The sequence below is a fragment of the Cupriavidus sp. USMAA2-4 genome, from assembly GCF_001854305.1.
GTDB lineage: Bacteria > Pseudomonadota > Gammaproteobacteria > Burkholderiales > Burkholderiaceae > Cupriavidus > Cupriavidus malaysiensis.
In genome coordinates, this window is sequence record NZ_CP017748.1 from 760,802 (window position 1) to 783,438 (window position 22,637).

At 68.9% G+C, this 22,637-nt stretch carries 23 protein-coding genes; 8 read left to right on the top strand and 15 right to left on the bottom strand.

The window, feature by feature from the left end; translation table 11 throughout:
- Positions 1-51 precede the first annotated feature (51 nt).
- A complete protein-coding gene (locus tag BKK79_RS03310; RefSeq protein ID WP_071037097.1) occupies positions 52-771 on the top strand; it encodes an SGNH/GDSL hydrolase family protein in 720 nt (239 codons plus the stop codon).
- A 146-nt stretch (positions 772-917) separates the two neighbouring features.
- Entirely contained in the window at positions 918-1,406 is a 489-nt protein-coding gene (locus BKK79_RS03315; protein ID WP_071037098.1) for a VOC family protein, read from the top strand.
- Between the two features lie 64 nt (positions 1,407-1,470).
- Here the strand turns inward: BKK79_RS03315 and BKK79_RS03320 are convergent, their stop codons facing one another.
- Together BKK79_RS03320 and BKK79_RS03325 are read right to left on the bottom strand one after the other, a co-directional pair.
- Positions 1,471-2,109: a CoA transferase subunit B gene (locus BKK79_RS03320; RefSeq protein WP_071012379.1), complete on the bottom strand. Its 639-nt coding sequence runs from the start codon at positions 2,107-2,109 to the stop codon at positions 1,471-1,473.
- 11 nt (positions 2,110-2,120) lie between these two features.
- Entirely contained in the window at positions 2,121-2,822 is a 702-nt protein-coding gene (locus BKK79_RS03325) for a CoA transferase subunit A (protein ID WP_071012377.1), read from the bottom strand.
- Between the two features lie 175 nt (positions 2,823-2,997).
- Between BKK79_RS03325 and BKK79_RS03330 the strand changes: the two genes are divergently transcribed.
- Positions 2,998-3,543: a PAS and helix-turn-helix domain-containing protein gene (locus tag BKK79_RS03330; RefSeq protein ID WP_071012375.1), complete on the top strand. Its 546-nt coding sequence runs from the start codon at positions 2,998-3,000 to the stop codon at positions 3,541-3,543.
- 185 nt (positions 3,544-3,728) lie between these two features.
- Here BKK79_RS03330 and BKK79_RS03335 read toward each other — a convergent pair whose 3' ends face one another.
- The 7 genes from BKK79_RS03335 to BKK79_RS03365 form a co-directional block, all read right to left on the bottom strand.
- Positions 3,729-4,130: an acyl-CoA thioesterase gene (locus tag BKK79_RS03335; protein ID WP_071012373.1), complete on the bottom strand. Its 402-nt coding sequence runs from the start codon at positions 4,128-4,130 to the stop codon at positions 3,729-3,731.
- A gap of 57 nt (positions 4,131-4,187) precedes the next feature.
- Complete coding sequence (locus BKK79_RS03340; protein ID WP_157128381.1) at positions 4,188-5,198, bottom strand: hypothetical protein; 1,011 nt, start codon at positions 5,196-5,198, stop codon at positions 4,188-4,190.
- The gene (locus BKK79_RS03345) at positions 5,143-5,865 is read right to left on the bottom strand and encodes a DUF2968 domain-containing protein (RefSeq protein WP_198173310.1); all 723 of its coding nucleotides are present in this window, start codon (positions 5,863-5,865) and stop codon (positions 5,143-5,145) included. Before BKK79_RS03345 ends, BKK79_RS03340 begins: the two co-directional genes overlap by 56 nt.
- 152 nt (positions 5,866-6,017) lie before the next feature.
- Positions 6,018-7,046 carry a DctP family TRAP transporter solute-binding subunit gene (locus tag BKK79_RS03350; protein ID WP_071012369.1) on the bottom strand — a complete coding sequence of 343 codons (1,029 nt, stop codon included), beginning with the start codon at positions 7,044-7,046 and terminating at the stop codon, positions 6,018-6,020.
- Between the two features lie 64 nt (positions 7,047-7,110).
- Positions 7,111-8,415 carry a TRAP transporter large permease gene (locus BKK79_RS03355; RefSeq protein ID WP_197523901.1) on the bottom strand — a complete coding sequence of 435 codons (1,305 nt, stop codon included), beginning with the start codon at positions 8,413-8,415 and terminating at the stop codon, positions 7,111-7,113.
- Positions 8,412-9,029: a TRAP transporter small permease gene (locus BKK79_RS03360; protein ID WP_071037101.1), complete on the bottom strand. Its 618-nt coding sequence runs from the start codon at positions 9,027-9,029 to the stop codon at positions 8,412-8,414. Before BKK79_RS03360 ends, BKK79_RS03355 begins: the two co-directional genes overlap by 4 nt.
- A gap of 322 nt (positions 9,030-9,351) precedes the next feature.
- On the bottom strand, positions 9,352-10,137 hold the full coding sequence (locus tag BKK79_RS03365) for an SDR family oxidoreductase (protein WP_071012366.1): 786 nt from the start codon (positions 10,135-10,137) through the stop codon (positions 9,352-9,354).
- A 400-nt stretch (positions 10,138-10,537) separates the two neighbouring features.
- On the opposite strand from BKK79_RS03365, the gene BKK79_RS03370 reads away from it, so the two are divergent.
- Both BKK79_RS03370 and BKK79_RS03375 read left to right on the top strand, forming a co-directional pair.
- Positions 10,538-12,223 (top strand): electron transfer flavoprotein-ubiquinone oxidoreductase, encoded by a 1,686-nt coding sequence (locus BKK79_RS03370; protein WP_071012364.1) that lies wholly within the window; start codon positions 10,538-10,540, stop codon positions 12,221-12,223.
- A 158-nt stretch (positions 12,224-12,381) separates the two neighbouring features.
- Positions 12,382-12,837 (top strand): universal stress protein, encoded by a 456-nt coding sequence (locus tag BKK79_RS03375; RefSeq protein WP_071012362.1) that lies wholly within the window; start codon positions 12,382-12,384, stop codon positions 12,835-12,837.
- Between the two features lie 20 nt (positions 12,838-12,857).
- Here BKK79_RS03375 and BKK79_RS41060 read toward each other — a convergent pair whose 3' ends face one another.
- Genes BKK79_RS41060 through BKK79_RS03390 form a run of 4 tightly spaced genes read right to left on the bottom strand, consistent with a single transcriptional unit; the run spans position 12,858 to position 16,033 of the window.
- Positions 12,858-13,022: a hypothetical protein gene (locus tag BKK79_RS41060; protein ID WP_167366672.1), complete on the bottom strand. Its 165-nt coding sequence runs from the start codon at positions 13,020-13,022 to the stop codon at positions 12,858-12,860.
- Between the two features lie 3 nt (positions 13,023-13,025).
- Positions 13,026-14,543 carry a DUF4178 domain-containing protein gene (locus tag BKK79_RS03380; protein ID WP_071037102.1) on the bottom strand — a complete coding sequence of 506 codons (1,518 nt, stop codon included), beginning with the start codon at positions 14,541-14,543 and terminating at the stop codon, positions 13,026-13,028.
- Positions 14,544-14,552: 9 nt separating this feature from the next.
- Complete coding sequence (locus BKK79_RS03385; RefSeq protein WP_071037105.1) at positions 14,553-15,590, bottom strand: SPFH domain-containing protein; 1,038 nt, start codon at positions 15,588-15,590, stop codon at positions 14,553-14,555.
- 56 nt (positions 15,591-15,646) lie between these two features.
- Positions 15,647-16,033 carry a DUF350 domain-containing protein gene (locus BKK79_RS03390; protein ID WP_071012357.1) on the bottom strand — a complete coding sequence of 129 codons (387 nt, stop codon included), beginning with the start codon at positions 16,031-16,033 and terminating at the stop codon, positions 15,647-15,649.
- 210 nt (positions 16,034-16,243) lie between these two features.
- Between BKK79_RS03390 and BKK79_RS03395 the strand changes: the two genes are divergently transcribed.
- Entirely contained in the window at positions 16,244-17,755 is a 1,512-nt protein-coding gene (locus BKK79_RS03395) for a polyamine aminopropyltransferase (protein WP_071037107.1), read from the top strand.
- Positions 17,756-17,780: 25 nt separating this feature from the next.
- Positions 17,781-19,526 carry an NAD(P)/FAD-dependent oxidoreductase gene (locus BKK79_RS03400; RefSeq protein WP_071037108.1) on the top strand — a complete coding sequence of 582 codons (1,746 nt, stop codon included), beginning with the start codon at positions 17,781-17,783 and terminating at the stop codon, positions 19,524-19,526.
- A gap of 141 nt (positions 19,527-19,667) precedes the next feature.
- Here the strand turns inward: BKK79_RS03400 and BKK79_RS03405 are convergent, their stop codons facing one another.
- Positions 19,668-20,198, bottom strand: a complete 531-nt coding sequence (locus tag BKK79_RS03405) for a GNAT family N-acetyltransferase (protein ID WP_232346265.1) — start codon at positions 20,196-20,198, stop codon at positions 19,668-19,670.
- Between the two features lie 229 nt (positions 20,199-20,427).
- Here BKK79_RS03405 and trpS point away from each other — a divergent pair, with 229 nt between their 5' ends.
- The gene (gene trpS, locus BKK79_RS03410; RefSeq protein ID WP_157128382.1) at positions 20,428-21,522 is read left to right on the top strand and encodes a tryptophan--tRNA ligase; all 1,095 of its coding nucleotides are present in this window, start codon (positions 20,428-20,430) and stop codon (positions 21,520-21,522) included.
- 51 nt (positions 21,523-21,573) lie between these two features.
- On the opposite strand, the gene BKK79_RS03415 is transcribed toward trpS, so the two are convergent.
- Positions 21,574-22,425, bottom strand: a complete 852-nt coding sequence (locus tag BKK79_RS03415) for a flagellar brake protein (RefSeq protein WP_071038412.1) — start codon at positions 22,423-22,425, stop codon at positions 21,574-21,576.
- Between the last annotated feature and the right edge of the window lie 212 nt (positions 22,426-22,637).

Genomic DNA, 22,637 nt, shown 5'->3' on the forward strand with positions numbered 1-22,637 from the left:
CCCGCGATATCAATTCGCTTGATGCACCGCACCCAATCCCGGAGCCTTCCCATGCCAGATGCCCAGACGCCCCCCGCCGCTAACGCCCTGCCCTCCGGCGCACCGGACCCGCGCCAGATCCTCGTCTATGCCGACTCCCTGTCCTGGGGCATCGTGCCCGGCACGCGCCGGCGCCTGCCCTTCCCGGTGCGCTGGCCGGGACGCATGGAACACGTGCTCAACCGCGCCGGCGGCCCGTGCGCCGAGGCGCCGGTGCGCGTGCTGGAGGATTGCCTGAACGGGCGCCGCACGGTCTGGGACGATCCGTTCAAGCCCGGACGGAATGGTCTCGACGGCTTGCCGCAAGTCATCGAGATGCACTCGCCGCTGGCCATGGTGATCCTGATGCTCGGCAGCAACGACTTCCAGTCGATGCACCCGCACAATGCCTGGCACGCCGCCCAGGGAATCTCCGCCCTGGTGCAGGCCATCCGCGGCGCGCCGATCGAACCGGGCATGCCGGTGCCGCCCGTGCTGGTGGTGGCGCCGCCGCCGATCCGCGCCCCCCGGGGCCCGCTGGCGCCCAAGTTTGCCGGCGGCGAGCACAAGTGCGCGGGCCTGGTCGACGCCTACCGGCAGGTCTGCGACACGTTGGGCTGCCCGCTGTTCGATGCCGGCACGGTGATCCGCAGCAGCGAGGTGGACGGCGTGCACCTGGACGCCGAGGCCCACCTCGCGCTGGGCGACGCCCTGGCCGACGTGGTGGTCCGCCTGCTGCCGTCGGCGCGCTGAGCTTCACCGATCGGCGCTGTTCCCGCGCCGATGCCCCGCGCCGATGCCGGCCGGGCCACGCATCCTCCTGACAACTCCTGTCAGGAGACCGGGATCACAATGCCGCCATTGCGCCCCTCGGGCGCGCTCGATCCCTGGAGGCGGCGATGCAGTTGCTCACCCGCATTGAAGTCGATGACCTGGCCCAGGCTGCCGCGTTCTACCGCGACGGCCTGGGCCTGCACGCGGGCGCCTGGCGGCCCGGCGCCCGCGCCGTGATGCTGCACGCCGGCGGCGGGCAGCCCGCCCAGATAGTGCTGCTGGAATTGCCGCAGCGCGCCATGCGGCGCAGCATCCCGGCCCGGGTCGACTGGCTGGTGCCCGAGCTGGAACCGGCCATCGAGCGCGCGCTGGAAGCCGGCGCCGACCTCGAGGACTGGCCGCAGGAATGCGGTGCCGGCAGGCAGGCAGTGCTGCTGGATCCGTTCGGCAACGCCCTGCGCTTCCTGCAATGGCCGGGCCTGCCGGAGACCCTATGCGACCGGGCGGACACCGGCACACTGGCGACCGCGGTCGCGCCTGGCGCTGGCTTGCTGGCGGCCCCGCAAGCCAGGCAGGCTGGCAGCCCGCGCAAAGCACGAAGCCCCGCCGGCTGAGCCTGGCGGGGCTTCATCGGGTCCAGCCGCCGCGCTGCAGGAACGCAGCGCGCGGGGTACACCCTTACAGCAGCGGCGCGCCGGTCTTGGCCTGGATCTCCTCGCGGCTGACGCCGGGAGCGGTTTCCACCAGCTTCAGGCCCTGCTCGGTCACGTCGATCACGCCCAGGTCGGTAATGATGCGGTTGACCACACCCACGCCGGTCAGCGGCAGCGAGCAGGAACCGAGGATCTTCAGGTCCTCGCCGCCGTCCTTCTTCTTGGCGGTATGTTCCATCAGCACGACCACGCGACCGACGCCGGCCACGAGATCCATCGCGCCGCCCATGCCCTTGACCATCTTGCCCGGGATCATCCAGTTGGCCAGGTCGCCCTTCTCGCTGACCTGCATGGCGCCGAGGATGGCCAGGTTGATATGGCCACCGCGGATCATCGCGAAGGAATCGGCCGACGAGAAGATCGACGAGCCAGGCAGCGTCGTCACGGTCTGCTTGCCGGCGTTGATCATGTCGGGATCGACCTCGTCCTCGGTCGGGAACGGGCCGATGCCGAGCAGGCCGTTCTCCGACTGCAGCCACACCTCCATCCCTGCCGGGACATGGTTGGCCACCAGGGTCGGCAGGCCGATGCCCAGGTTGACGTAGAAGCCGTCCTGCAGTTCCGCGGCAGCGCGCGCCGCCATTTCGTCACGTGTCCATGCCATGATGTGTCTCCTTAGGCTGCGGCACGCACGGTGCGCTGCTCGATGCGTTTCTCGGGATTGGCGTTCAGCACGATGCGCTGCACGAAGATGCCCGGCGTATGGATCTCGTCCGGATCCAGCGTGCCGGTATCGACGATCTCTTCCACCTCGGCCACGGTGACCTTGCCGGCCATCGCGCACATCGGGTTGAAGTTGCGCGCGGTGCGGCGATAGATCAGGTTGCCGGCACGGTCCGCCTTCCAGGCCTTGACCAGCGCCACATCGGCGGTCAGCGAGCGTTCCATCACGTACTGGGCGCCGTCGAACTCGCGCACTTCCTTGCCCTCGGCCACCAGCGTGCCCACGCCGGTCTTGGTGAAGAAGGCCGGGATGCCGGCGCCGCCGGCGCGCAGCTTCTCGGCCAGCGTGCCTTGCGGCGTGAATTCGAGCTCGAGTTCGCCGGCCAGGTACTGGCGTTCGAACTCCTTGTTCTCGCCCACGTAGGACGAGATCATCTTGCGGATCTGGCGGGTGGCCAGCAGCAGGCCGAGGCCGAAGCCGTCGACACCGGCATTGTTCGAGATGCAGGTCAGTTCCTTGGCACCGCTGTCGCGCAGCGCGGCGATCAGCGCCTCGGGAATCCCGCACAGACCGAAACCGCCGACCGCGACGGTCTGGCCGTCACGGACGACGCCGGCGAGCGCCTCGGCGGCGCTGGCGTAGACCTTGTTCATGCTTTGCTCCTTCCTCGGTGGTTCCCGCCCGCTCGGGGCCGCCGGTCCAGCCGGCGGCGGGCGACGCGGGGAAATTGTAACGGTACAATCGGGCGGCAAGCGCCGCCATGTCGACCGAGCGAAAGCATACGCGATGGGGCGCCTGCTAGGCCATTACGTAAAAATACATAAGGACATGCCCGCAATCGACTACCAGACCGCCTTCCTGCTCGCCCCCGTCGGCCTGGTGCTGTCACGCGAGCGCGTCATCGAGGATTGCAACGACGAGGTCTGCCGCATCTTCGGCACCACCCGCGAGACCCTGGTCGGCCAGTCGTTCCAGGTGCTCTACCCCAGCGCCGACGAGTTCGAGCGCATCGGCGCACGCATCGTGCCGATCATGAACACGCGCGGCCTGTACTCGGACGAACGCATCATGAAGCGCGCCGGCGGCGAACTGTTCTGGTGCCACGTCACCGGCCGTTCGCTGGATCGCAAGGACCCGCTCGGCGCAGGCATCTGGAGCTTCGAGGACCTCTCGCAGAAGCGCCCGGTCACCGCCGAGCTGACCGCGCGCGAACGCGACGTGGCGGCCCAGCTGGTCGACGGCAAGACCAGCAAGCAGATCGGCAAGCTGCTGGCGATCAGCCCGCGCACCGTCGATATCTACCGCGCCCGCCTGATGAAGAAGTACGGGGCGAGCACGGCCGTCGACCTGGTGCAAAGGCTGATCAACCACTAGCCCCGATCGGAACACTCGTGTCCTGAATCACAAATTCGTGGACTAAGTCGACCCTGATTGCGTCGATCAGCCGCGCGATGCGTCATCAGGAATGCTCCAAGACTCCAGCCTTGCTGCGCTGCGTACCAAGCCTCGCACGCCTTCCCGGCAGGCTGGATACTCCCGCGAATTCTGGACTCGGGGCACTAGCCGGTGATCAACGCCAGGATGGCCTCGGGCAGCGGGACCGATTTCTCCGCCTCGTAGTCGCACCAGACCACCTTGGCGCCGCCTTCGGCGTAGACCACCTCGGGCTCGTCGATGCGGCGGATCTCGATACGCGTCTCGAAGCTGGTACGTCCGGGGGCCCCGGCGTAGAGGCGGCACTCGATGTCGCCCGGATAGCGCAGCTGGCGCAGGAAGGTCATGTGCGCGTTGATGACGACCGGTCCGCAGCCGTCGGCGTCCTTGCCGCCGCGGCCCAGCGATTCGAACCAGGAGATGCGCGCCTGCTCCATGTAGCGGAAATAGACGGTGTTGTTGACATGGCCCATGGCGTCCATGTCGCCCCAGCGGATGGGCATCTGGCAGGTATAGACGGGTTTCATGCCAGCTAGCCTACCATTGCGGATGCCCCTCACGCCATCGGCCTGCCGCCGGGCCGCTCACTGCCCGAGCAAGGGCGCGTGCCCGCGCAGCTCGAATGCCGTGTCCGAAGCCGCGTAGGCGACGTCCTCGGCAGGCAGATGCCGGCTTCCCGGATGGGATTGCCAGCCGGCGCCCCGGTGTATCGACGCCGCCGGTCCCACCGCCGCCGATGACGCGGCACGCGTGGACGTTCGCCGGCCGTTCGAGGCGCCCTGCTTCCCCGCCGCTGCCACGCCTGCGCGCCGCGCCGGCACCGCCTTGCCGGCCTCCGCCGGCGGAACCCCGGCCGGCGCCATGTTGGCGGCCGGAGCGGCCGGCGCCATGTTGGCGGCCGGAGCGGCCGGAGCCGCCGCAGACCTGCTCCCCGGCACACCGGCCCCCACCTCACCCGGCGGCGCTGCCGAGGCATCCGGTGCCGGTGCCTCGCGCGCCACCAGGAGCGCAGCAGCGGCATCGGAGGCAGAAAACGCGGCCGGAGCCGGGGCGACCGGAGTCAGGGCAGTCGAGGCGCTCACGGGCGGTTCCGTCGGCGGCGCGGCCTGCTGCAGCCACCAGGCCGCGCCGCCACCACCCACCCCCAGCAGCAAGCCGGCCAGCAGGCCGCCACCGAGGCCGTGCCGGAAGGCGCGCCGCCGGGCGCGCAGGGCCCCGCCGGCAGTCCCGGCGATATATTTGGCCACGGCGTCGGCACGCATCGTCTCCAGCGCTTTGCGCACCTCGAAAGGCGTACCGAACGGCGGCGGCACGGCGATGCCGGGATAGGGATCAGAAGGGAATGCGTCGGACATGGGGATCACCTGCAGGAAGCTCGCCGGATACTGGCGTCGGCGCAGCCGGTTGCTGCGCGGAGAATTCGGAAGATGCGGGGGCATCCGCGCAATGCTCCGGCGGATGATGCGTCGGCCGCCTCGATTCCGTCCCGGCGGCCCGGCGTTCGAGCCGCCGCAAGCGGTCCGGCGCAGACGATCGGGCTCAGCGCCGGTCGCCCGCTCGCCGGCCCGCCTTTGCCGGCGGATCCGCCACGCCATCGAGCAGGCTCGCCTCGAGTTCGCGGATGCGCGTGTACAACTGGTCGAGCTGCAGGCGCGCGGCACGGTTTTCGACATGCGCAGCATTGGCCTGCGCCTGCGCACTCTGCTGCGCCTCCAGCATCAGGCGCCGCTGCGCCTGCATCCGCATCAGTTCGGCGTCGAGGAGGCCGAGACGCGCCTCGCTTTCTTGTGTCAGGCGGGACAGTTCGCGCTGCTGCGAGTTCAGCACGGTGCCGACGATGGCATCCTTGGCCCAGTCGGCGTTCTGCTGCGACAGGCGCGTGAAGGCCCGTTCGGCATCGGCGAAGGCATCGAAGCGGAATACCCGCCACAGGCTGCGCTGGTGCAGCAGGGCGACATAGCAGACCACCGCATCGTCGGCGACCAGAAGGCTGGTGCCATAGTCGCCGTCGTAGCGGGTACGCAGTTCGCGCACCCGTCCTTCGCGCATGCGCGCCTGCAACTCCACCAGCATGCTGCGCGTGCCGGCAGCCGGCTCGACCCCTGCCCCATCTTGCGGCAGGACCTGGGCGCCGGTGGCCGGCATATCGCCCACCGGCAGCCCGAACTCCGCCGCGGCAGCCCCGCCCGACAGCAAGCTCGCGGCGAGTGCAACGGCGGACAACAGGGCTGGCAGGATCGGGCTGGGACGGAGCGAACGCAAGAGCATGGCCTCGGACGGGAAAAGACAGCCAAGTCTAGCGAGGGCCCTACGCCCTCGAAATCGGATGAATCTGAATCACCCCCAGAAAATGGCTGAAAGAAAAACGGGCGGAGCATCCGCCCCGCCCGTCGTCATCCCTCGTCGCGCGAGACTCAGCGCTTGGCGATGGCCGCTTCCGCCTTGGTCACCAGGTCGGCCCCGACCTGTTTCTTCCACTTCTCGTAGACCTTGGCGGTCGCCTTGCGGAAGGCATCGTGCTCGGCCGGCGACAGCTGGGTCACCTTGACGCCGTGGGCTTCCATGTCCTTCCATGCCGGCGCGCCGGGCTCGGCCAGGCCCTTGCGGGCCAGCGCGGTCTCCTGCTTACCGGCATCGATGGCGGCCTGCCTGACGATGTCGCGGTCGGCCGGGGTCCAGCTTTCCCAGATCTGCTTGTTGACGACGAAGATCAGCGGATCGGCCACATAGCCCCAGGTGGTGACGAACTTCTGGCCCACGGTATAGAGCTTGGCGGCGGCGAACACGGACTGCGGGTTCTCCTGGCCATCGACGGCGCCCGAAGCCATCGCCGGCTGCGCATCGGCCCAGCTCATCTGGGTCGGGTTGGCCCCCAGCGCATTGAAGGTCTCGATGTACAGCGGCGAGCCCACCACGCGCAGCTTCATGCCCTTCAAGTCTTCGGGCTTGCGGATCTCGCGCTTGGAGTTCGACACCTCGCGGAAGCCATTCTCGCCCCAGGCCAGCGGCACCACGCCGCCCTTCTCCAGCGTGGCGAAGAGCGACTTGCCGACCTCGCCCTGCGTCAGCGCGTCGAGCGCCTTGTAGTCGGGCATCAGGAAGGGCAGCGAGAACAGGTTCAGCTCCTTGACCTGCGGCGACCAGTTGATGGTCGAGCCCACCGCCATGTCGATCACGCCCTGGCGGATCGCGGAGAACTCGCGCGTCTGGTCGCCCGCCACCAGCGAGGTGCCGGGATACAGCTTGATATTGATGCGGCCGTTGGTGCGCTGGCGCACCAGGTCCGCCCAGATCTCGCCGCCCTTGCCCCAGGGGAAGGCGGGACCGAGCACCAGCGACATCTTGTACTCGGACTTGTAAGTCTGCGCCATGGCGCCGGCCGGCGCGAAGGCGGCGGCGGCGATCGCGGCGGCGGCGGACAGCATCAGGGCACGGCGTTTCATCGGTTTCCTCTCCTCTTGGGAATCGTTCTTCATCGTTGTGTGGCTCGGCGCCAGCGTCATCGCATCAGTAGCCGAGCCGGTCGGGCAGCCAGGTCGCCAGCGGCGGATAGGCCAGCACCATCAGCATGGCGATGAACATCGCCAGCAGCATCCAGATCACCCAGGGCACGGTCTCTTCCATGCGCACGCGGGCGATGCGGCAGGACACCATCAGGTTCACGGCCAGCGGCGGCGTGAACTGGCCGAGCGCCACCTTCAGCGTCAGCACCACGCCGAACCAGACCGGGTTCCAGTGGAAGGCGTTGGCGATCGGCAGCAGCAGCGGCACGAAGATCAGGAAGATGGAGATGCCGTCGAGGAACATGCCGACGGTCATCAGCAGCAGCACGATCAGCGCCAGCACGCCGTACTCGCCGAGGCCGGAATGGGCGATGGCATCGGCCAGCGGATCGATCACGCCCAGCGTCGACAACGCATAGGCGAAGATGCCGGCCAGCGCCACCACCAGCAGGATCACCGCCGAGGTCTCGGCCGCTTCCTGGAAGATCACGAACAGGTCGCGCATACCGATGCTGCGGTAGACCACCATGCCGACGAACAGGCCGTAGACCACCGCCACCACCGCCGCCTCGGTCGGCGTGAACCATCCCGCGCGCATGCCGCCCAGGATCAGGAACGGCGCGATCAGGCCCCAGGAGGCCTCGCGCAGGCTCTTCCAGAACGGCGGGCGCGGCAGCGCGGCCTCGATAGCGCCCATCTTGTGCTTGCGCGCCAGCCACACGGCGGGCACGATCAGCGCCACACCGGCCAGCACGCCCGGGATCATGCCGGCGGCGAACAGCGCCGGCACCGAGGCGCCGGGCACCAGCACGCTGTAGATGATGAAGGCGACCGAAGGCGGGATCAGGATGTCGGTGGCGGCCGCGGCGCCGACCACTGCGGCACTGTAGGAGCCCGGATAGCCGGCGCGCGACATGGCGGCGATCATCACCCCGCCCACCGCGGCCGCGTTGGCCGGGCCCGAGCCCGAGATGCCGCCGAGGAACATCGCCACCAGGATGGCCACCAGCGGCAGCATGCCGGGGCCACGCCCGACGATGGCGATGGCGAAGGTGACCAGGCGCTGCGCCACGCCGGAGCGGTCGAAGATAGAGCCGACCAGCACGAACATCGGGATGGCCAGCAGCGGGTACTTTGCCAGGCCGGCGTAGAAGTTCTGCGGCACCGCCAGCAGGCCGAACATCTGCGTGTCCAGGTTGGACAGGCCGATCGCGACCAGGCCGCCCAGCCCCAGCGAGACGCCGATGGGCACGCCCAGCAGCATCAGCCCGATGAAGACCGCGAACAGGATGATGGCGATCAGGGTCATCGCGCACCTCCTGCACCCGCGCTGCCGGTGGCTTCGCTGCGCCCTGCGTGCAGGGCCTTGAGCGCCCGCACGTTGCGCTGCAACAAGGCCAGCGCGCGCAGCGTGATGGCGAGCGACAGCACCGGCAGCCACATCGAGTACCACCAGCTCGGCACACCGATGCCGGGCGAGGTTTCGCCGAAAGTGTATTCGTCCCAGGCGATGCGGGCGCCAAGCACCGCCAGCGCCGCGAACATCAGCGCGACCGCCAGCGCCGACACGATCGCCAGGCGCTTCTGGCGCGCCTCGCTGCCGCGTTCGAAGAAGTATTCGATGCGGATATTGCGGTCGCGCGCCACGGCGGCGCTGCCGGCCACCAGGGCCAGCACGACCATCAGGAACACCGAGAATTCCTCGGTCCAGGCGAAGGACTCGTCGGTGAAATAGCGCACCACCACATTGGCGAAGGTGATGCCGACCAGCAGGATCATCACGATCACGCCGATCCAGTCCTCGATGCGCGGCGAGACGCGGAACTCCGCCTCGGCGGCCTCGTCGGCCGCCTGCGGGATCACCGCCGAATCGACGACATGCTGCGGCGCGGGCTCGCGCCGCGCCTCCCGTTTCTGCTCCATCCTCCCCGGCCTCCGGTCCGGTCCGCGCGGACCGTTGCGGCCGTCGCGGTGATTCGTTATGCAAAGACTTTTATGTAAAGACTTAATCGCAATGCTTGGGGCGATTATGCCAAGAGTGTGGCGAGCGTGGCGATAGGCTCGGCAGGAACTGGCTGGATTCCGCTTCGGCCTGCGTCGCAGGCGGTCGAAGCCGCGGCATGGCCGAGGGGACCGGATCGTTGTCCTCGGCCGAAAGCGACTGGCCCCGCCGGGCGCTTGTGGCGCCGGCCGGGGCTGTGGCTTGCCGGCAGCGCGCCGGACAGTGCCGTCCGGCGCCGGGCCGTCACACCATGCCGTCGTCGGCGGTGATCACGGCGCCATTGATGAACTGCGACTGGTCCGAGGACAGCAGCAACACCAGGCCGTCGAGATCCTCGGGCTTGCCCAGGCGCTTGCGCGGCAGCATCTGGATCAGCTTCTGGCCCGCCTCGGTGCCCCAGTGATGGTGGTTGATATCGGTATCGATATAGCCGGGGCAGATCGCATTGACGTTGATGCCGTGACGTGCCCACTCCAGAGCCATGGCGCGGGTCATGTGCACCACCGCGGCCTTGCTCATGCAGTAGACGCCGATCTGCGACAGCACCTTCAGCCCTGCCACCGAGGCGATGTTGACGATGCGCGACTGCGGCAGAGGATGCCCCGCCTTCTCCGCTCCCTTGGCACGCACGATCATGCGCTTCGCCACTTCCTGCGCGACGAAGAAGGCGCCGCGCGTATTGGTGTCGAAGACGAAATCGAAATCGTCCGGCGTGACGTCGGTGAGCTTCTGCGTGGTCGACACGCCCGAGTTGTTCACCAGGATATCGATCGCGCCGGCCTCGGTCTCGGCATGGGCGATCGCGGCGCGGATGCTGTCCGGATCGGTGACGTCGAGCCGCACCACGTGGGCATTGCCGCCCTCGGCCTCGATGGCCGCGCGCAGTTCCTTGAGCCGTTCCGTGCGGCGCGAGGCCAGCACCACCTTGGCCCCGGCGGCCGACAGCACGTGCGCGAAGCGCTTGCCCAGGCCGCTCGATGCACCGGTCACCAGCGCGACCTTGCCTTCCAGATTAATCGACAAACCCATGTTGACCTCTTTTACCAGCGCGCGGCCCGGATGCCCGGGGAACACGCTGCCGGCCTTCCCGCCTGTTCTTTGCTAGCCGCGGACTCCGCCCGCCGGCAACGGCACACCCGTTCACGAGCGCGCCGGCCAAAGCCAGGGCGGAAGGCAGCATATCAAAAAAAAGAACGATCGTTCAAAAAAAATCCTTGCCTGTGAGTGGCGACTCCCGGACAATGCCGGAGATTCTAAGAACTTGGCCGACAAAGGGGAAGCGAAAAAGTTCGCTCCCGGCCCGGTTCGCCTGAAGACGAATACCGTATATCCCACAAACCGCGAGGGATGGCGTCCCGGCTCCGCGCCCGCGCGGTGGCACGGCGCGCCCGCCTGCGCGTGCTGCCAAGAAGACAGAGGGTTAGAGACAATGGATCAGCAACAGCTCCTGGAACAGTTCGGTCCCCGCGAATCGATGGAGTACGACGTCGTCATCGTCGGTGGCGGCCCGGCCGGCCTGGCGACCGCCATCCGCCTGAAGCAACTGGCGCAGGAGAAGGGCAAGGACGTCAGCGTCTGCGTGCTGGAGAAGGGTTCCGAGCCCGGCGCCCATATCCTGTCCGGCGCGGTGATGGATCCGCGCGCGATCGACGAGCTGTTGCCCAACTGGAAACAAGACGGCGCCCCGCTCAACCAGCCCGTCACCGGCGACGACGTGCTGTTCCTGAGCGAGACCGGCGTCAAGCGCACGCCCGACTGGCTGGTGCCGCGCAACTTCCATAACCACGGCTGCTACGTCATCTCGCTGTCCAATGTCGTCAAGTGGATGGCGACGCAGGCCGAGGGGCTGGGCGTGGAGATCTTCCCGGGCTTCGCGGCAGCCGAGGTCCTGTACGACGACAAGGGCGCGGTGCGCGGCGTCGCCACCGGCAACATGGGCGTCGGCAAGGACGGCGAGCCGACCGACAACTTCCAGCTCGGCATGGAACTGCTGGGCAAGTACACCATCTTCGCCGAAGGCGCGCGCGGCCACCTGGGCCGCCAGCTGCTGGAGAAGTACAAGCTGACCGCCGGCAAGGACCCGCAGACCTTCGCCATCGGCGTCAAGGAATTGTGGGAAATCGACCCGGCCAAGGCCAAGCCCGGCCTGGTGGTGCATACGGCCGGCTGGCCGATGGAGGACGACACCTTCGGCGGCGGCTTCCTGTATCACCTGGAAGACAACAAGGTCACGCTCGGCTTCGTCATCGGCCTCGACTACAAGAACCCCTGGCTGAGCCCGTTCGAGGAAATGCAGCGCTGGAAGACGCACCCGGCCATCCGCGCGCATATCGAAGGCGGCAAGCGCATCGGCTACGGCGCCCGCGCCATCAACAATGGCACCCCGCAGGCCCTGCCCAAGACGGTGTTCCCGGGCGGCGCGCTGGTCGGCTGCGATGCCGGCTACCTGAACGCCGCGCGCATCAAGGGCAGCCATGCCGCCATCAAGAGCGGCATGATGTGCGGTGAAGCCGTGTTCGACGCCGTCACCTCCGGCCGTTCGGCCGATGAGCTGTCCGCCTACCCGGCCGCCTTCGAGCAGAGCTGGCTGAAGGAAGAACTGGACCAGACGCGCAACTTCAAGCTGTGGTTCAAGAAGAGCCCGACGCTGGGCAAGATCATGACCGGCATCGAGCAATGGCTGCTGCCCAAGATCGGCGTCGCCAGCCCGCCCTGGACGCTGCACGGCACCAAGTCGGACAACCAGTCGCTCATGCCGGCAGCCGAGTGCGCGAAGATCGCGTATCCGAAGCCGGACGGCAAGCTGACCTTCGACCGCCTGTCCTCGGTCTTCATCAGCAACACCAACCATGAAGAGAACCAGCCGGCCCACCTGACCCTGAAGGATGCCTCGGTGCCGGTCAAGGTCAACTGGACCAAGTACGCCGGCCCGGAAAGCCGCTACTGCCCCGCGGGCGTGTACGAGTTCGTGCAGGACGACGCCGGCAAGGAGCGCCTGCAGATCAACGCGCAGAACTGCGTGCACTGCAAGACCTGCGACATCAAGGACCCCACCCAGAACATCGTCTGGGTCACGCCCGAAGGTGGCGGCGGCCCCAACTACGTGGGCATGTAAGGCCGGCGCCGCGTTGCGCGCGGCACCCCGGCATCAGGGAAAACGGCAGCCTCCAGGCTGCCGTTTTTTCCTGTCGCGCCCGCTATACTTTTTCCATGGGTGCACCGCCCGCCGCCTGCGAGGCGGCGCGGCGCGCCGGAATCCCCAGGGGGTGCGCAATGGAACTGTTCTCTCGGATCCTGCTCTGCTATGACGGTTCGCGCGAGGGGCGGCGCGCCTTGCGCCTCGGCGCCGACCTGGCACAGCGGCTGGGGGCGGAAACCCACCTGCTGGCCGTGCTCGACAACGCCTACTGGATCCGTGGCTACGATGCCGCGGTGATGGAAGCCACCCTGGTCGAGGAGCAATCGGCACGCGAGATCCTGCGCGAAGGCGTCGAGAAGCTGGAAACGCGCGGCGTCAACGCCACCGGACACTTCGCTACCGGCAGCCCGATCGACCAGATCGCGCGCATGGCCGACCGCATCCGCGCCGACCTGATCGTGGTGGGGCACAAGCGCTGCGGCCTGCTGGCGCGCTGGTGGGCCGGGCAAGGCCACGGCCTGCTGCTGGACAAGGTGTCTTGCAGCGTGCTGGTGGCGGTCGATACCGGCGAGGGGCCGCCGCACGAGTGATGGCGCGTGCCGGGTGCACGCTACTTGTGCCCGGCGCCGGCGCCCCAGCCCCCTCCACCGCCTCCACCGCCCCAGCTGCGGGCGGACGATGCGCCGCCCGAGCCGCCTGTCGTCGATGACCCCAGGTTGTAGAAGGTGGCGCCGAACAGCACGATCAGGCCGTAGACCAGATAGAGAATACGCACGGATCAATCCCCCTCGGCACCGCCCAGGCGGCCCACCACCCAGATGGGCGCCCACAGCAGCAACAGCGCAAAGGCCAGCGTGAACCAGCCGCTGCCGGAAAACAGCGCGATCGGCAGGTTCAGCACCAGCAGCACCAGCGCATAGACCTTGGCCGCCTTGCGGCAGAACGCCATGTCTCCGACCGCCACGCCGACCGCCTTGGCTGCTGCCGGCGTGGCCGCCGCGCTGGCCAGCCCGGGCTTGTCCGGAAACCACTGCGCCACCTGCCGGCGCGCCACCGCCACCGATAGTGTCCACACGATTTCGGTCGCCGAGGTCTCGCGGGTCAGGCGCCGCTGGCGCGGCCCGAATTCGGTCAAGCGCGTGCGGTCACCCGCCTGCACCCGCCAGTTGAAGGTGCCGGCCGCGTACAGCACCTCGCTTTCGTAGTCGGACCCGCGCTGGAAGTTGCCCCCCTGGTAGGTGGCAGTCGTCCCGGACACCAGGCGCGGCCAGGTATCGAGCACTTCGACGCGGTCCCAGCCATCGCTCTGTTCGACCAGCCACAACAGGCCGCGCTCTTCATTGAAGAGCAGGTACTCGACCCAGGTCGAAGCCTCTTCCTCGTCATGGTCGGTGCACTGCAGCAACCCAAGCACCGTGTAGGCCCGGCCATCGATGCGGCCGCTGTCCCCGGGCGACAGGCTGGTCTTCAGCGCCTCGATCTCACCGTGCTTCTCCAGCACGATGGCGGTCGACGTCGTGCAGTCGACCTCGCTGTGGCACTGCGCGCAGATGACGAAGTTCGCCATGCCGGCACGGTACTGGATCGGGCTGCCGCATTGCGGGCAGGCCAGCGGCATCGCCTTGCCGCGGTAGCGATCCGCCGTTTGCCCGATCTCGTCGGCGGGCCGCAGCAACTGGCAGGCGAGTTGTTCCAGCTTGACCAGTTCGCCGGCATAGAGCGCCGGCGGATAGCCATCGGCATAGTCGAGCGTGAGGAAGCGCCCTTCCTCGCGGAAATCCGCCACCTGCGCTTGCCAGCCCGCTCCCACGGCGAAGGGCAGTTCGCCTTCGCCGCCGGTGCAGCGCGCGCTGCGCACGTCGCCGGCAAGGTAGTTCCGCTTGTCGAAGAACAGGCTTGCTCCGGGTGCCAGCGCCTCGAAACGCGGCAGCCCCTCGCCGCCCTGCCGCACCGGCGCATCCGCGACGCGGCGCGTCAGCATGTACTGCCCGGAAGCATCGGCCAGCCAGCCATCGCTGCCATCGTCGAACAGCAGGTACCACTCGTTCCACAGGCCGGCGTCGTAGCGCAGCTGGAGGCGGCCCACCACGGTGAAGCCCTGCCCCTGCCAGCGGCCGCTGGCATGCAGCCGCAGCGGCGTGTAGTCCTCCAGCACGGCCGACATCTTGCCGATGTCCTTGACCGCATCGGCTTCCTTCAGCAGCGTGCTGTGGCAGTACTCGCAAACCGCCATCACGGCGGCAGAGGAACGGAAGGCCCCCTCCGCGCCGCAGCTCGGGCAATGAAACGTCTGCATGCGCGCCGGTCAACCCACCAGTTTCTTCAGGATCTCGGCCTTGGCGGCATCGAACTCGGCCTGCGAGATCAGGCTCTTGTCGAGCAGCTCCTTGAGCTTCTGCAGGCGTGCGGCGGGATCCTCCGTCGGGGCGCCGGCGGGAGCCGCTGCGGCAGTGGCAGAAGCGGCAGCCGTGGCGGCGGGCGCCGCAGCGCCTGCCAGGCCCCCGGCCATGGCCTGGCCGATGGCCGCGCCGGCGGCCAGGCCGGCGCCCAGCCCGGCCACGCCGCCCTCGTTCTGCGCCGCCAGCGGGATCGAGCTGGCCACCTGGTACTGGGTGAAGCGGCCCATATCCCCCATCATGCCCATCGAGATGCGGGTGTCGATGGCCTTCTGCAGTTCCTCGGGCAGCGAGACATTGGTGACAGCGAAATTCTCCAGCGCCACGCCATAGCGGGCGAATTCCGGCGCCAGCTTCTCCTGCACCGCCTGCGACATCAGCGCCTGGTTGGCCGCCATGTCGAGGAAGGGCAGCGAGGATGCGCCCAGCGTGCTGGTCATGGTGGCGACCAGCAGGTTGCGCAACTGCTCCTCCAGCTCCTCGCGGCCGTACTCGGCGCGCGTGCCGCTGATCTCGGTGTAGAACTTCGCCGCATCGGCAATCTTGTACGAATACAGGCCGAAGGCGCGCAGCCGCACCATGCCGAAGTCCGCGTCGCGGATGGTGATGGGCTGGGCCGTGCCCCACTTGCGGCCGATCTGCAGGCGCGTGCTGAAGAAATAGACGTCCGACTTGAAGGGCGACTCGAACAGCTTGTCCCAGTTCTTCAGGTAGGTCAGCACCGGCAGCGTCTGCGTGGTCAGCTTGTGCATGCCGGGGCCGAACACGTCGGCGATCCTGCCTTCGTTGACGAACACCGCCATCTGCGACTCGCGCACCGTCAGGCTGCCGCCGTACTGGATCTCCATGTCCTCCATCGGATAACGCCAGGCGAGCACGCCGTCGGCGTCCTCGGTCCACTGCAGGATGTCGATGAACTGCTTCTTGATGAACGAGCCGAGGCTCATGGCGGACTCCCTGGAGGCGGTGAGCGTGGAAAGGGAAGCGGGCCGGCGCGGCGGCCTCAGGACAGGCAGGCGGCGTTGAGCGCGCCGACCGCCGACGACATCGTGCCCATCAGGGCGCCCATGCCGATATTGTTCGATTCGATGGCCGCGTCCATGTCGGGCAGCATGCGGGTGAGCGCGGCATAGACCAGCACCTGCACCAGCATGGCGCCGACCGACCACAACAGGAACATCGGGAAGGTGTCGTTGTGCTGGATGCTGGCCGACAGCGTGAAGCACAGCCCGAACACCGAGCCCGCCAGCGACAGCGCCGCGGCCATATTGCCCTGGCGGATCAGCGCGAACTCGCGGAACGGCGTGATCCTGGTGTAGACTCCGACGAACACGGCCAGCAGCACGAGGCTTGCGAGAAGGTGCAAGGCGTAGGCATAGACGGGTTGCATGGTGCGTGTTCCGAGGCAGGTTGCACGGCCGGACCGGCGGGGCCGGACCAGTGGTCCCCGGCGACCCCGTGGTAAGCGACCCTGTGATCAGCGACCAAGTATAGCCGCTGTCACGGCCGCAGTCCCTTCACCCGATCACATCGCAGCGATCCGAACCCGCACCCGCCCGGTGCGCCGTGCCTTCCTTTTCCCGTTTTTCCCCGCCGCCCGATGCGCGACCGTACCCTCGTCCTTTCCGTGCTGATCGTGGCCTCCTGCGGGCTGGGCTACGAGCTGATCGCCGGCGCCCTGTCCAGCTACCTGCTGGGCGACTCCATCCTCCAGTTCTCTTCCATCATCGGCTGCTACCTGTTCGCCATGGGCGTGGGTTCGTGGCTGTCGCGCTACGTCAAGGACGAGGACGTGCTGGCACGCTTCGTCGATATCGAGATCCTGGTCGGCCTGCTCGGAGGCGTTTCCGCCGCGCTGCTGTTCGTGGTCTTCGCCTGGCTGTCGGCACCCTTCCGCGCCGCGCTGTACGCGCTGGTCTTCGTCATCGGCCTGCTGGTGGGCATGGAGATCCCGCTGGTGATGCGCATCTTCAACGCGCGCCGCGCGTCCTTCAGCGAACTGGTCAGCCGCGTGCTCACCTTCGACTACCTGGGCGCGCTCGCGGTCTCGCTGGTCTTCCCGCTGCTGCTGGCGCCGCGGCTCGGCCTGTCGCGCACGGGCTTCCTGTTCGGCATGTGCAACGCCGCCGTAGCCCTGTTCACCACGCGCGTGTTCCGCGCCGAGCTGCCCGACGTGGCCGGACGCACCATGCGCGCCATGGTCGTCATCGCGCTGCTGGGGGCCGGCTTCGCCGGCTCGGCCCGCCTCACCCACTGGGCCGAGCGAGGCCTGTTCGGCGACGAGATCATCCACAGCGAGACCACGCCCTACCAGCGCCTGGTCATCACCCGCTGGAAGGACGACCTGCGCCTCTACATCAACGGCAACCTGCAGTTCTCCTCGCGCGACGAGCACCGCTACCACGAGGCCCTGGTGCACCCGGCGCTGCAGGCCCTGCCGTGGGCGCGGCGCGTGCTGGTGATCGGCGGCGGCGACGGCCTGGCGGCGCGCGAGATCCTGCGCCACCGGCAGATCGAGCACATCACCCTGGTCGACCTGGATCCGGCCATGACCACGCTGTTCTCCCGGAGCGCGCCGCTGCGCGCCCTCAACCGCGACGCGCTGCGCGACCCGCGCCTGCACGTGGTCAACGCCGACGCGGCGCAATGGCTGGAACAGAACACCGAGGTCTTCGACGCCATCATCGTCGACCTGCCCGACCCCTCCAACTTCGGCCTCGGCAAGCTGTACTCGGTGCCGATGTACCGCCTGCTCGCCCACCACCTGGCGGAAAAGGGCTACGCGGTGATCCAGTCGACCTCGCCCTACTACGCGCCACGCTCGTTCTGGGACATCGACGCCACCCTGCGCGAAGCCGGCTTCCACACCTGGCCCTACCATGCCTACGTGCCCTCCTTCGGCGAATGGGGCTTCATCCTGGCCGGCAAGCGCAGCGACTACACGCCGCCCACGCGCTACGACATGCCGATGCGCTTCCTCGACGCCGCCAGCACCGCGCTGATGTTCCGCTTCCCCGCCGACATGGCGCCGCGCGCGGGCCAGCCGAACCGTCTCAACGAACAGACGCTGGTGCACGACTTCGAACAGGACTGGCGCGACGTCATCCGCTGACGCACCCGCCCCCGCTGCCCGCCCGATGGACCGTCGCCGCTTCCTGATCCATGGTGCCGCCGCAGCCGGCAGCGCCGCGCTGGCCGGCTGCGACCGCCTGGACGAGACTGCCGGCCGCTTCCTGGCCGGCCTCGGCCTGAGCGAACTGGAGCCCGCAGTGTTGCGGCCCGGCATGGCGCAAGGCCACGCGCTGCGCGACGCGCAGCGGTGGCCCGCGCCCGACGGCGAACTGCAGACCGAGGTCGCCATCCTCGGCAGCGGCGCCGCCGGACTGTCGGCCGCGTGGCAGCTGGCGCGCGCCGGCCTGCGCGATTTCGTCGTGGTCGACGGACCGGAGTTCGGCGGCAACGCGGCCGCCGGCCGCTTCGGCCCGCTCGGCTTCCCGCGCGGCGCCCACTACCTGCCGCTGCCCTCGCCCGAGTCCGCCCATGTGCGCGAGATGCTGGCAGACCTGGGCGTGATCGAGCAGGACCCGTTCGGCATGCGGCCGCGCTTCGACGAGCGCGTGCTCGTCCACGCGCCCGACGAACGCGTGTTCTTCGCCGGCCGCTGGCAGGACGGCGTGCTGCCGGCCGAAGGCATCGGCGCGGACGATGCGGCGCAATGCGCGCGCTTCTTCGCCCGCATCGAGGTGCTCAAGCGGGCGCAAGGCAGCGACGGCCGCAAGGCCTTCGCCATTCCGCTGGCCCTCTCCTCGCGCGATCCCGCCTGGACCGCGCTCGACCGCACCACGCTGCGCCAGTGGCTGCTGGACGAGGGCTTCACCTCGCCGCTGCTGCACACCTATGCCGACTACTGCTGCCGCGACGACTACGGCGCCGGCCACGGCGCCATCTCGGCCTGGGCCGGCCTGCACTACTTCGCCAGCCGCGGCGGCCACGCGCAGAACTCGGCCGACGGCGCGGTCCTGACCTGGCCGGACGGCCTGCACGGCATGGTCAGGCTGCTGACGGCACGCGTCGACCATCTGCTCGGCACCCGGCCCGGCACGCAGGCCCAGGGCTGGCGGCGTGCCGGCATGGCCCTGCGGGTGGAGGAGCAGCGCGACGGCGTCACCGCGCTGTGCGCCAGCTGGCCCGCCGGCGACGGTGGCACCGCAGGCCCGCTGCCCGCGCCGCGTACCTGGCGCCTGCGCGCGCGCCGCGTGATCTGCGCCATGCCGCTGCACGTGGCCGGCCGCCTGCTGCCGCTGGGCCGCTTCGGCTTCGACGCAGCCCGCCACCTGCCGGCGCATGCCGCCTGGCTGGTGTCGAACTTCCGCCTGCAGGGCTTCCCAGCCGAAGCCGAGGGCGTGCCGCTGGCCTGGGACAACGTCGTGCACGGCTCGCGCGCGCTCGGCTACGTGGTCGCCACCCACCAATGGATACGCCAGGCCCGTCCCGCGCAGACCGTGTTCACTGCCTACTGTCCGCTCGATGCCGCGGCCCTGGGCCCGGCCGGCGCCGCCTACGGCGCGGAACCCGGCGCGCCGGACGCGGTGCGCCACTGGCTGGCGCAGGCCAGCCCCGCCGAACTGATGGACTATGCCGTGACCGATCTGCGCCAGGTGTACGGCCGCGCCTTCTGGCGCCACGCCGACCGCGTCGAGATCACCGCGCGCGGCCATGCGATGGCCTCGCCGCGCCCCGGCTTCCTCGGCAATGCCGGCACGGCGGCGCTGCGCGCGGCCGATGGACGCATCCTGTTCGCCCACGCCGACCTGTCCGGGCTGTCGGTGTTCGAGGAGGCGGCATGGTGGGGCACGCGCGCCGCGCTGCGCATCGTCGGATAGGCCGTTTGCGGGCGACGGAGCGCCATCCCGGCATCACGCATACGGCACGCCCGGCCAGTGCCGCGCGTCCGTGACCGCTGCGTACTGCTCCGCCGCAGGACAGGCCATCGGGCACGACCGCCCAGGCGAGCGGAAGCCGTGTCAGGCAGGTTGGCCGCCGCCCGGCCGCAACGCCATCGGCACGAAGGCAATGCCATCGCGCTCGACACGGGCGCCGGTGACCCGGAAGCCGAAGCGCTCATAGACCGGCACCGCATAGGGTGTCGAGTTGACCGTGAAGGCCTCGCGATTGCCGGCGACCATGGCATCCGCCTTCGCGTGTTCCCACAGCAGGCGGCTCAGGCCCCGGCCCTGGAATGCCGGCGCGACGAACAGGTGATAGAGGTGGGTGGTGCCGCGCATCGCCACCACACCGGCCAGCTCACCATCGATGAAGCCCGCGGCATAGCGAAAGTCCGGGGCCGAGATATATCCGCGCACGGCCTCCGGCTCGATGCGGGCCAGAAAGCCTTCCGCGCCCAGGCCGTGCGGATCCAGCGTGAAGAAGCGGGAGACGCTCCGGATCAGGGAACTGATGCGTTCTGCGTCGTGAGGGGTGGCGGATCGGATTTCCATGGCAGTGATGGTATCGCCTCCCCCTTCCCGTTGAAAAGAACCGGAAGGATCGCGCAAGGCGGATTCCTCAATGGCTGGCCAGGTTGTCAGAGCCCCCCTGGCTATGGCATGCTGTGCGAATGCACACGACGATGACCCCTGCCCTCCGCAACTGGTGGCGCTCCTGAAGGAGCGGCATCGTCACGTTTTTCCTGTCTTTTCCCCTGACCATGCCGCCGCAGACCGGCCGGCATCGCGTCATCTCCCTGCCTTACCCGTGCTGCGGCGGTTCCCGATGGAATGCCCCATGCACGATACGCAACACTCCAGTCAAGCTTTTCCCCAGGCCGCGCGCGAAGCGTCCGTTCCCGCGCCCGCCGCCAGCCCTGTCCGCCCCATCGTCCTGACCGGCGACCGCCCCACCGGAGCCTTGCACCTGGGCCACTACGCCGGTTCGCTGAAGAGCCGGCTGGCGCTGCAGGACACGCATGACCAGACCCTGCTGGTCGCCGACACCCAGGCCCTGACCGACAATGCCGACGACCCCGACAAGGTGCGGCGCAACGTGCTGGAAGTCGTGCTCGACTACCTGGCGGTCGGTATCGACCCCACCCGCACCACCATTGCGCTGCAGTCGGCCCTGCCGGCCCTGGCGGAACTGACACTGCTGTACATGAACTTCGTCACGGTGGCGCGGCTGGAGCGCAACCCCACCATCAAGGAAGAGATCCAGGCGCGCGGCTTCGGCCGCGACATCCCGGCCGGCTTCCTCTGCTATCCGGTCTCGCAGGCGGCCGATATCACCGCCTTCCGCGCCGGCGTGGTGCCGGTGGGCGAAGACCAGGCGCCGTTGATCGAGCAGACCAACGAGATCGTGCGCCGCATCAACCGGCAGGCCGGGCGCCCGGTGCTGACCGAAGCGCAGGCGCTGATCCCCACCATGGGACGGCTGCCCGGCGCGGACGGCAAGTCCAAGATGAGCAAATCGCAGGGCAATGCCATCCCGCTGTCGGCCAGCCCCGAGCAGATCCAGGCCGCGGTGCGCGGCATGTACACCGATCCGGGCCACCTGCGCGCGGCCGACCCGGGCCGGGTCGAGGGCAATGTGGTCTTCACTTACCTGGACGCCTTCGACGAAGACCACACCGAAGTCGAGCGGCTCAAAGCCGCCTACCGGGCCGGCGGCCTCGGCGACATGGTGGTCAAGCGCCGCCTGGACGAGACACTGCAAGCCCTGCTCGCCCCCATCCGCGAGCGCCGCGCGCAGCTGGCGCGCCACCCGGACTACCTGTTGGAGGTGCTGCGGCAGGGCACCGAACGCGCCCGCGCGGTCACGCAGCTGACCCTCGACGAGGTACGCGCCGGGCTCGGGCTGTTCTCGCTGTTCTCCGCTTCGCGCTGAGCCGAACCGGCACCGGGACAGGGACGACGCCGGCCCCGGTGCCGGCAAGGACTACAGCGGCAAACGCGCGCCGGAGAGCAATTGTTCGTAGATGAAGCAGTGCAGCAGGGTCAGCTCGCGCTCGCCGAGGCTGTCGAAAGCCACGCCGAAGGCGGGAAAGCCGGCGTCCTCGGCCTCCCCCGGCAGATTGCGCACCCGCGCGACGATGTCGAGTTCGCTGTCGGCGGCCGCGGTACGCAACTGGAAACGCAGGCGCACCCGGCTGCCCGGCGTGGGCGCCGGCTCGGCGGCATGCAGCAGCGCGCCCCCCAGGCTCAGGTCGGACAGCATGACGAGGCGCTCTTCGCCCTCGCCTCCCGCCTCCTTGCCCAGGAAGGCGGCAAGGCGTGTCGGCACGCGCGCGGCCTTGCGCACGGGGATCTGCTCCACATCGGTCGGGGCCGACAGCACCAGGTAGCGGAACGGGCTGCGGCACACCGCCGTGATGGTGGAGCGGAAGCTGTAGATGACCTGGCCGGAAAACCCCCGCAGCAGCAGCGACTCGCCCGCCTCGATCGCTTGCTCGCGGCCGCCCTGTTGCGGCCAGGAGATGAACAGGGCGTGCTCCATGAAGCCGATCAGGCGGCTCGCCGCGGCACGTTCGTTGTCTTCCGGACGCTTGGCATGCAGCAGCGTGCCGACCGGCAGCCCCAGCGGACCTTTGCCGGCGCGGCCGCTGTCTGCGTTCGGCCGCACCGGCTCGCTGTCCTGGCGGCACAGTTCACCCTGCCGGAATACCAGGGCGGCGTCGCGCGCATCGCGGATGATGTTGCCGCTGCCGAGCACGCAGTTGCCCTCGTCGTCGAACAGCGACCAGGGTAGCGGCTGCCCGAGCGGCAGATCGGTGAGAGAAAGGGGGATCAAGTCCATGCGCGACAAAGCCTCGACGAAAGCACGGCTGGCAGCCACAGACACTTGCCGTGCCCGGCGGCGCCAGCCACCCGATGCGCGTGCTAACGGCGCGCCGGCGCGAAAATTAAGCTTCCGTGACAGGCACGCTGCGTCCGCCATGCGCCTGCCCGAAGCAAAGCGATGATGCGCGGACGGCCGGCGCACCACCAGCTCCAGGCGCCACA

Coding starts and splice junctions, on each gene's coding strand:
- trpS (WP_157128382.1), top strand. CDS start 20,428: ATGCACGATACGCAACACTCCAGTCAAGCTTTTCCCCAGGCCGCGCGC.
- BKK79_RS03385 (WP_071037105.1), bottom strand. CDS start 15,590: ATGAGCCTCGGCTCGTTCATCAAGAAGCAGTTCATCGACATCCTGCAG.
- BKK79_RS03395 (WP_071037107.1), top strand. CDS start 16,244: ATGCGCGACCGTACCCTCGTCCTTTCCGTGCTGATCGTGGCCTCCTGC.
- BKK79_RS03370 (WP_071012364.1), top strand. CDS start 10,538: ATGGATCAGCAACAGCTCCTGGAACAGTTCGGTCCCCGCGAATCGATG.
- BKK79_RS03390 (WP_071012357.1), bottom strand. CDS start 16,033: ATGCAACCCGTCTATGCCTACGCCTTGCACCTTCTCGCAAGCCTCGTG.
- BKK79_RS03315 (WP_071037098.1), top strand. CDS start 918: ATGCAGTTGCTCACCCGCATTGAAGTCGATGACCTGGCCCAGGCTGCC.
- BKK79_RS03350 (WP_071012369.1), bottom strand. CDS start 7,046: ATGAAACGCCGTGCCCTGATGCTGTCCGCCGCCGCCGCGATCGCCGCC.
- BKK79_RS03310 (WP_071037097.1), top strand. CDS start 52: ATGCCAGATGCCCAGACGCCCCCCGCCGCTAACGCCCTGCCCTCCGGC.
- BKK79_RS03330 (WP_071012375.1), top strand. CDS start 2,998: ATGCCCGCAATCGACTACCAGACCGCCTTCCTGCTCGCCCCCGTCGGC.
- BKK79_RS03365 (WP_071012366.1), bottom strand. CDS start 10,137: ATGGGTTTGTCGATTAATCTGGAAGGCAAGGTCGCGCTGGTGACCGGT.
- BKK79_RS03375 (WP_071012362.1), top strand. CDS start 12,382: ATGGAACTGTTCTCTCGGATCCTGCTCTGCTATGACGGTTCGCGCGAG.
- BKK79_RS03335 (WP_071012373.1), bottom strand. CDS start 4,130: ATGAAACCCGTCTATACCTGCCAGATGCCCATCCGCTGGGGCGACATG.
- BKK79_RS03355 (WP_197523901.1), bottom strand. CDS start 8,415: ATGACCCTGATCGCCATCATCCTGTTCGCGGTCTTCATCGGGCTGATG.
- BKK79_RS03320 (WP_071012379.1), bottom strand. CDS start 2,109: ATGGCATGGACACGTGACGAAATGGCGGCGCGCGCTGCCGCGGAACTG.
- BKK79_RS03340 (WP_157128381.1), bottom strand. CDS start 5,198: ATGGCGTGGCGGATCCGCCGGCAAAGGCGGGCCGGCGAGCGGGCGACC.
- BKK79_RS03360 (WP_071037101.1), bottom strand. CDS start 9,029: ATGGAGCAGAAACGGGAGGCGCGGCGCGAGCCCGCGCCGCAGCATGTC.
- BKK79_RS03380 (WP_071037102.1), bottom strand. CDS start 14,543: ATGCAGACGTTTCATTGCCCGAGCTGCGGCGCGGAGGGGGCCTTCCGT.
- BKK79_RS03400 (WP_071037108.1), top strand. CDS start 17,781: ATGGACCGTCGCCGCTTCCTGATCCATGGTGCCGCCGCAGCCGGCAGC.
- BKK79_RS03325 (WP_071012377.1), bottom strand. CDS start 2,822: ATGAACAAGGTCTACGCCAGCGCCGCCGAGGCGCTCGCCGGCGTCGTC.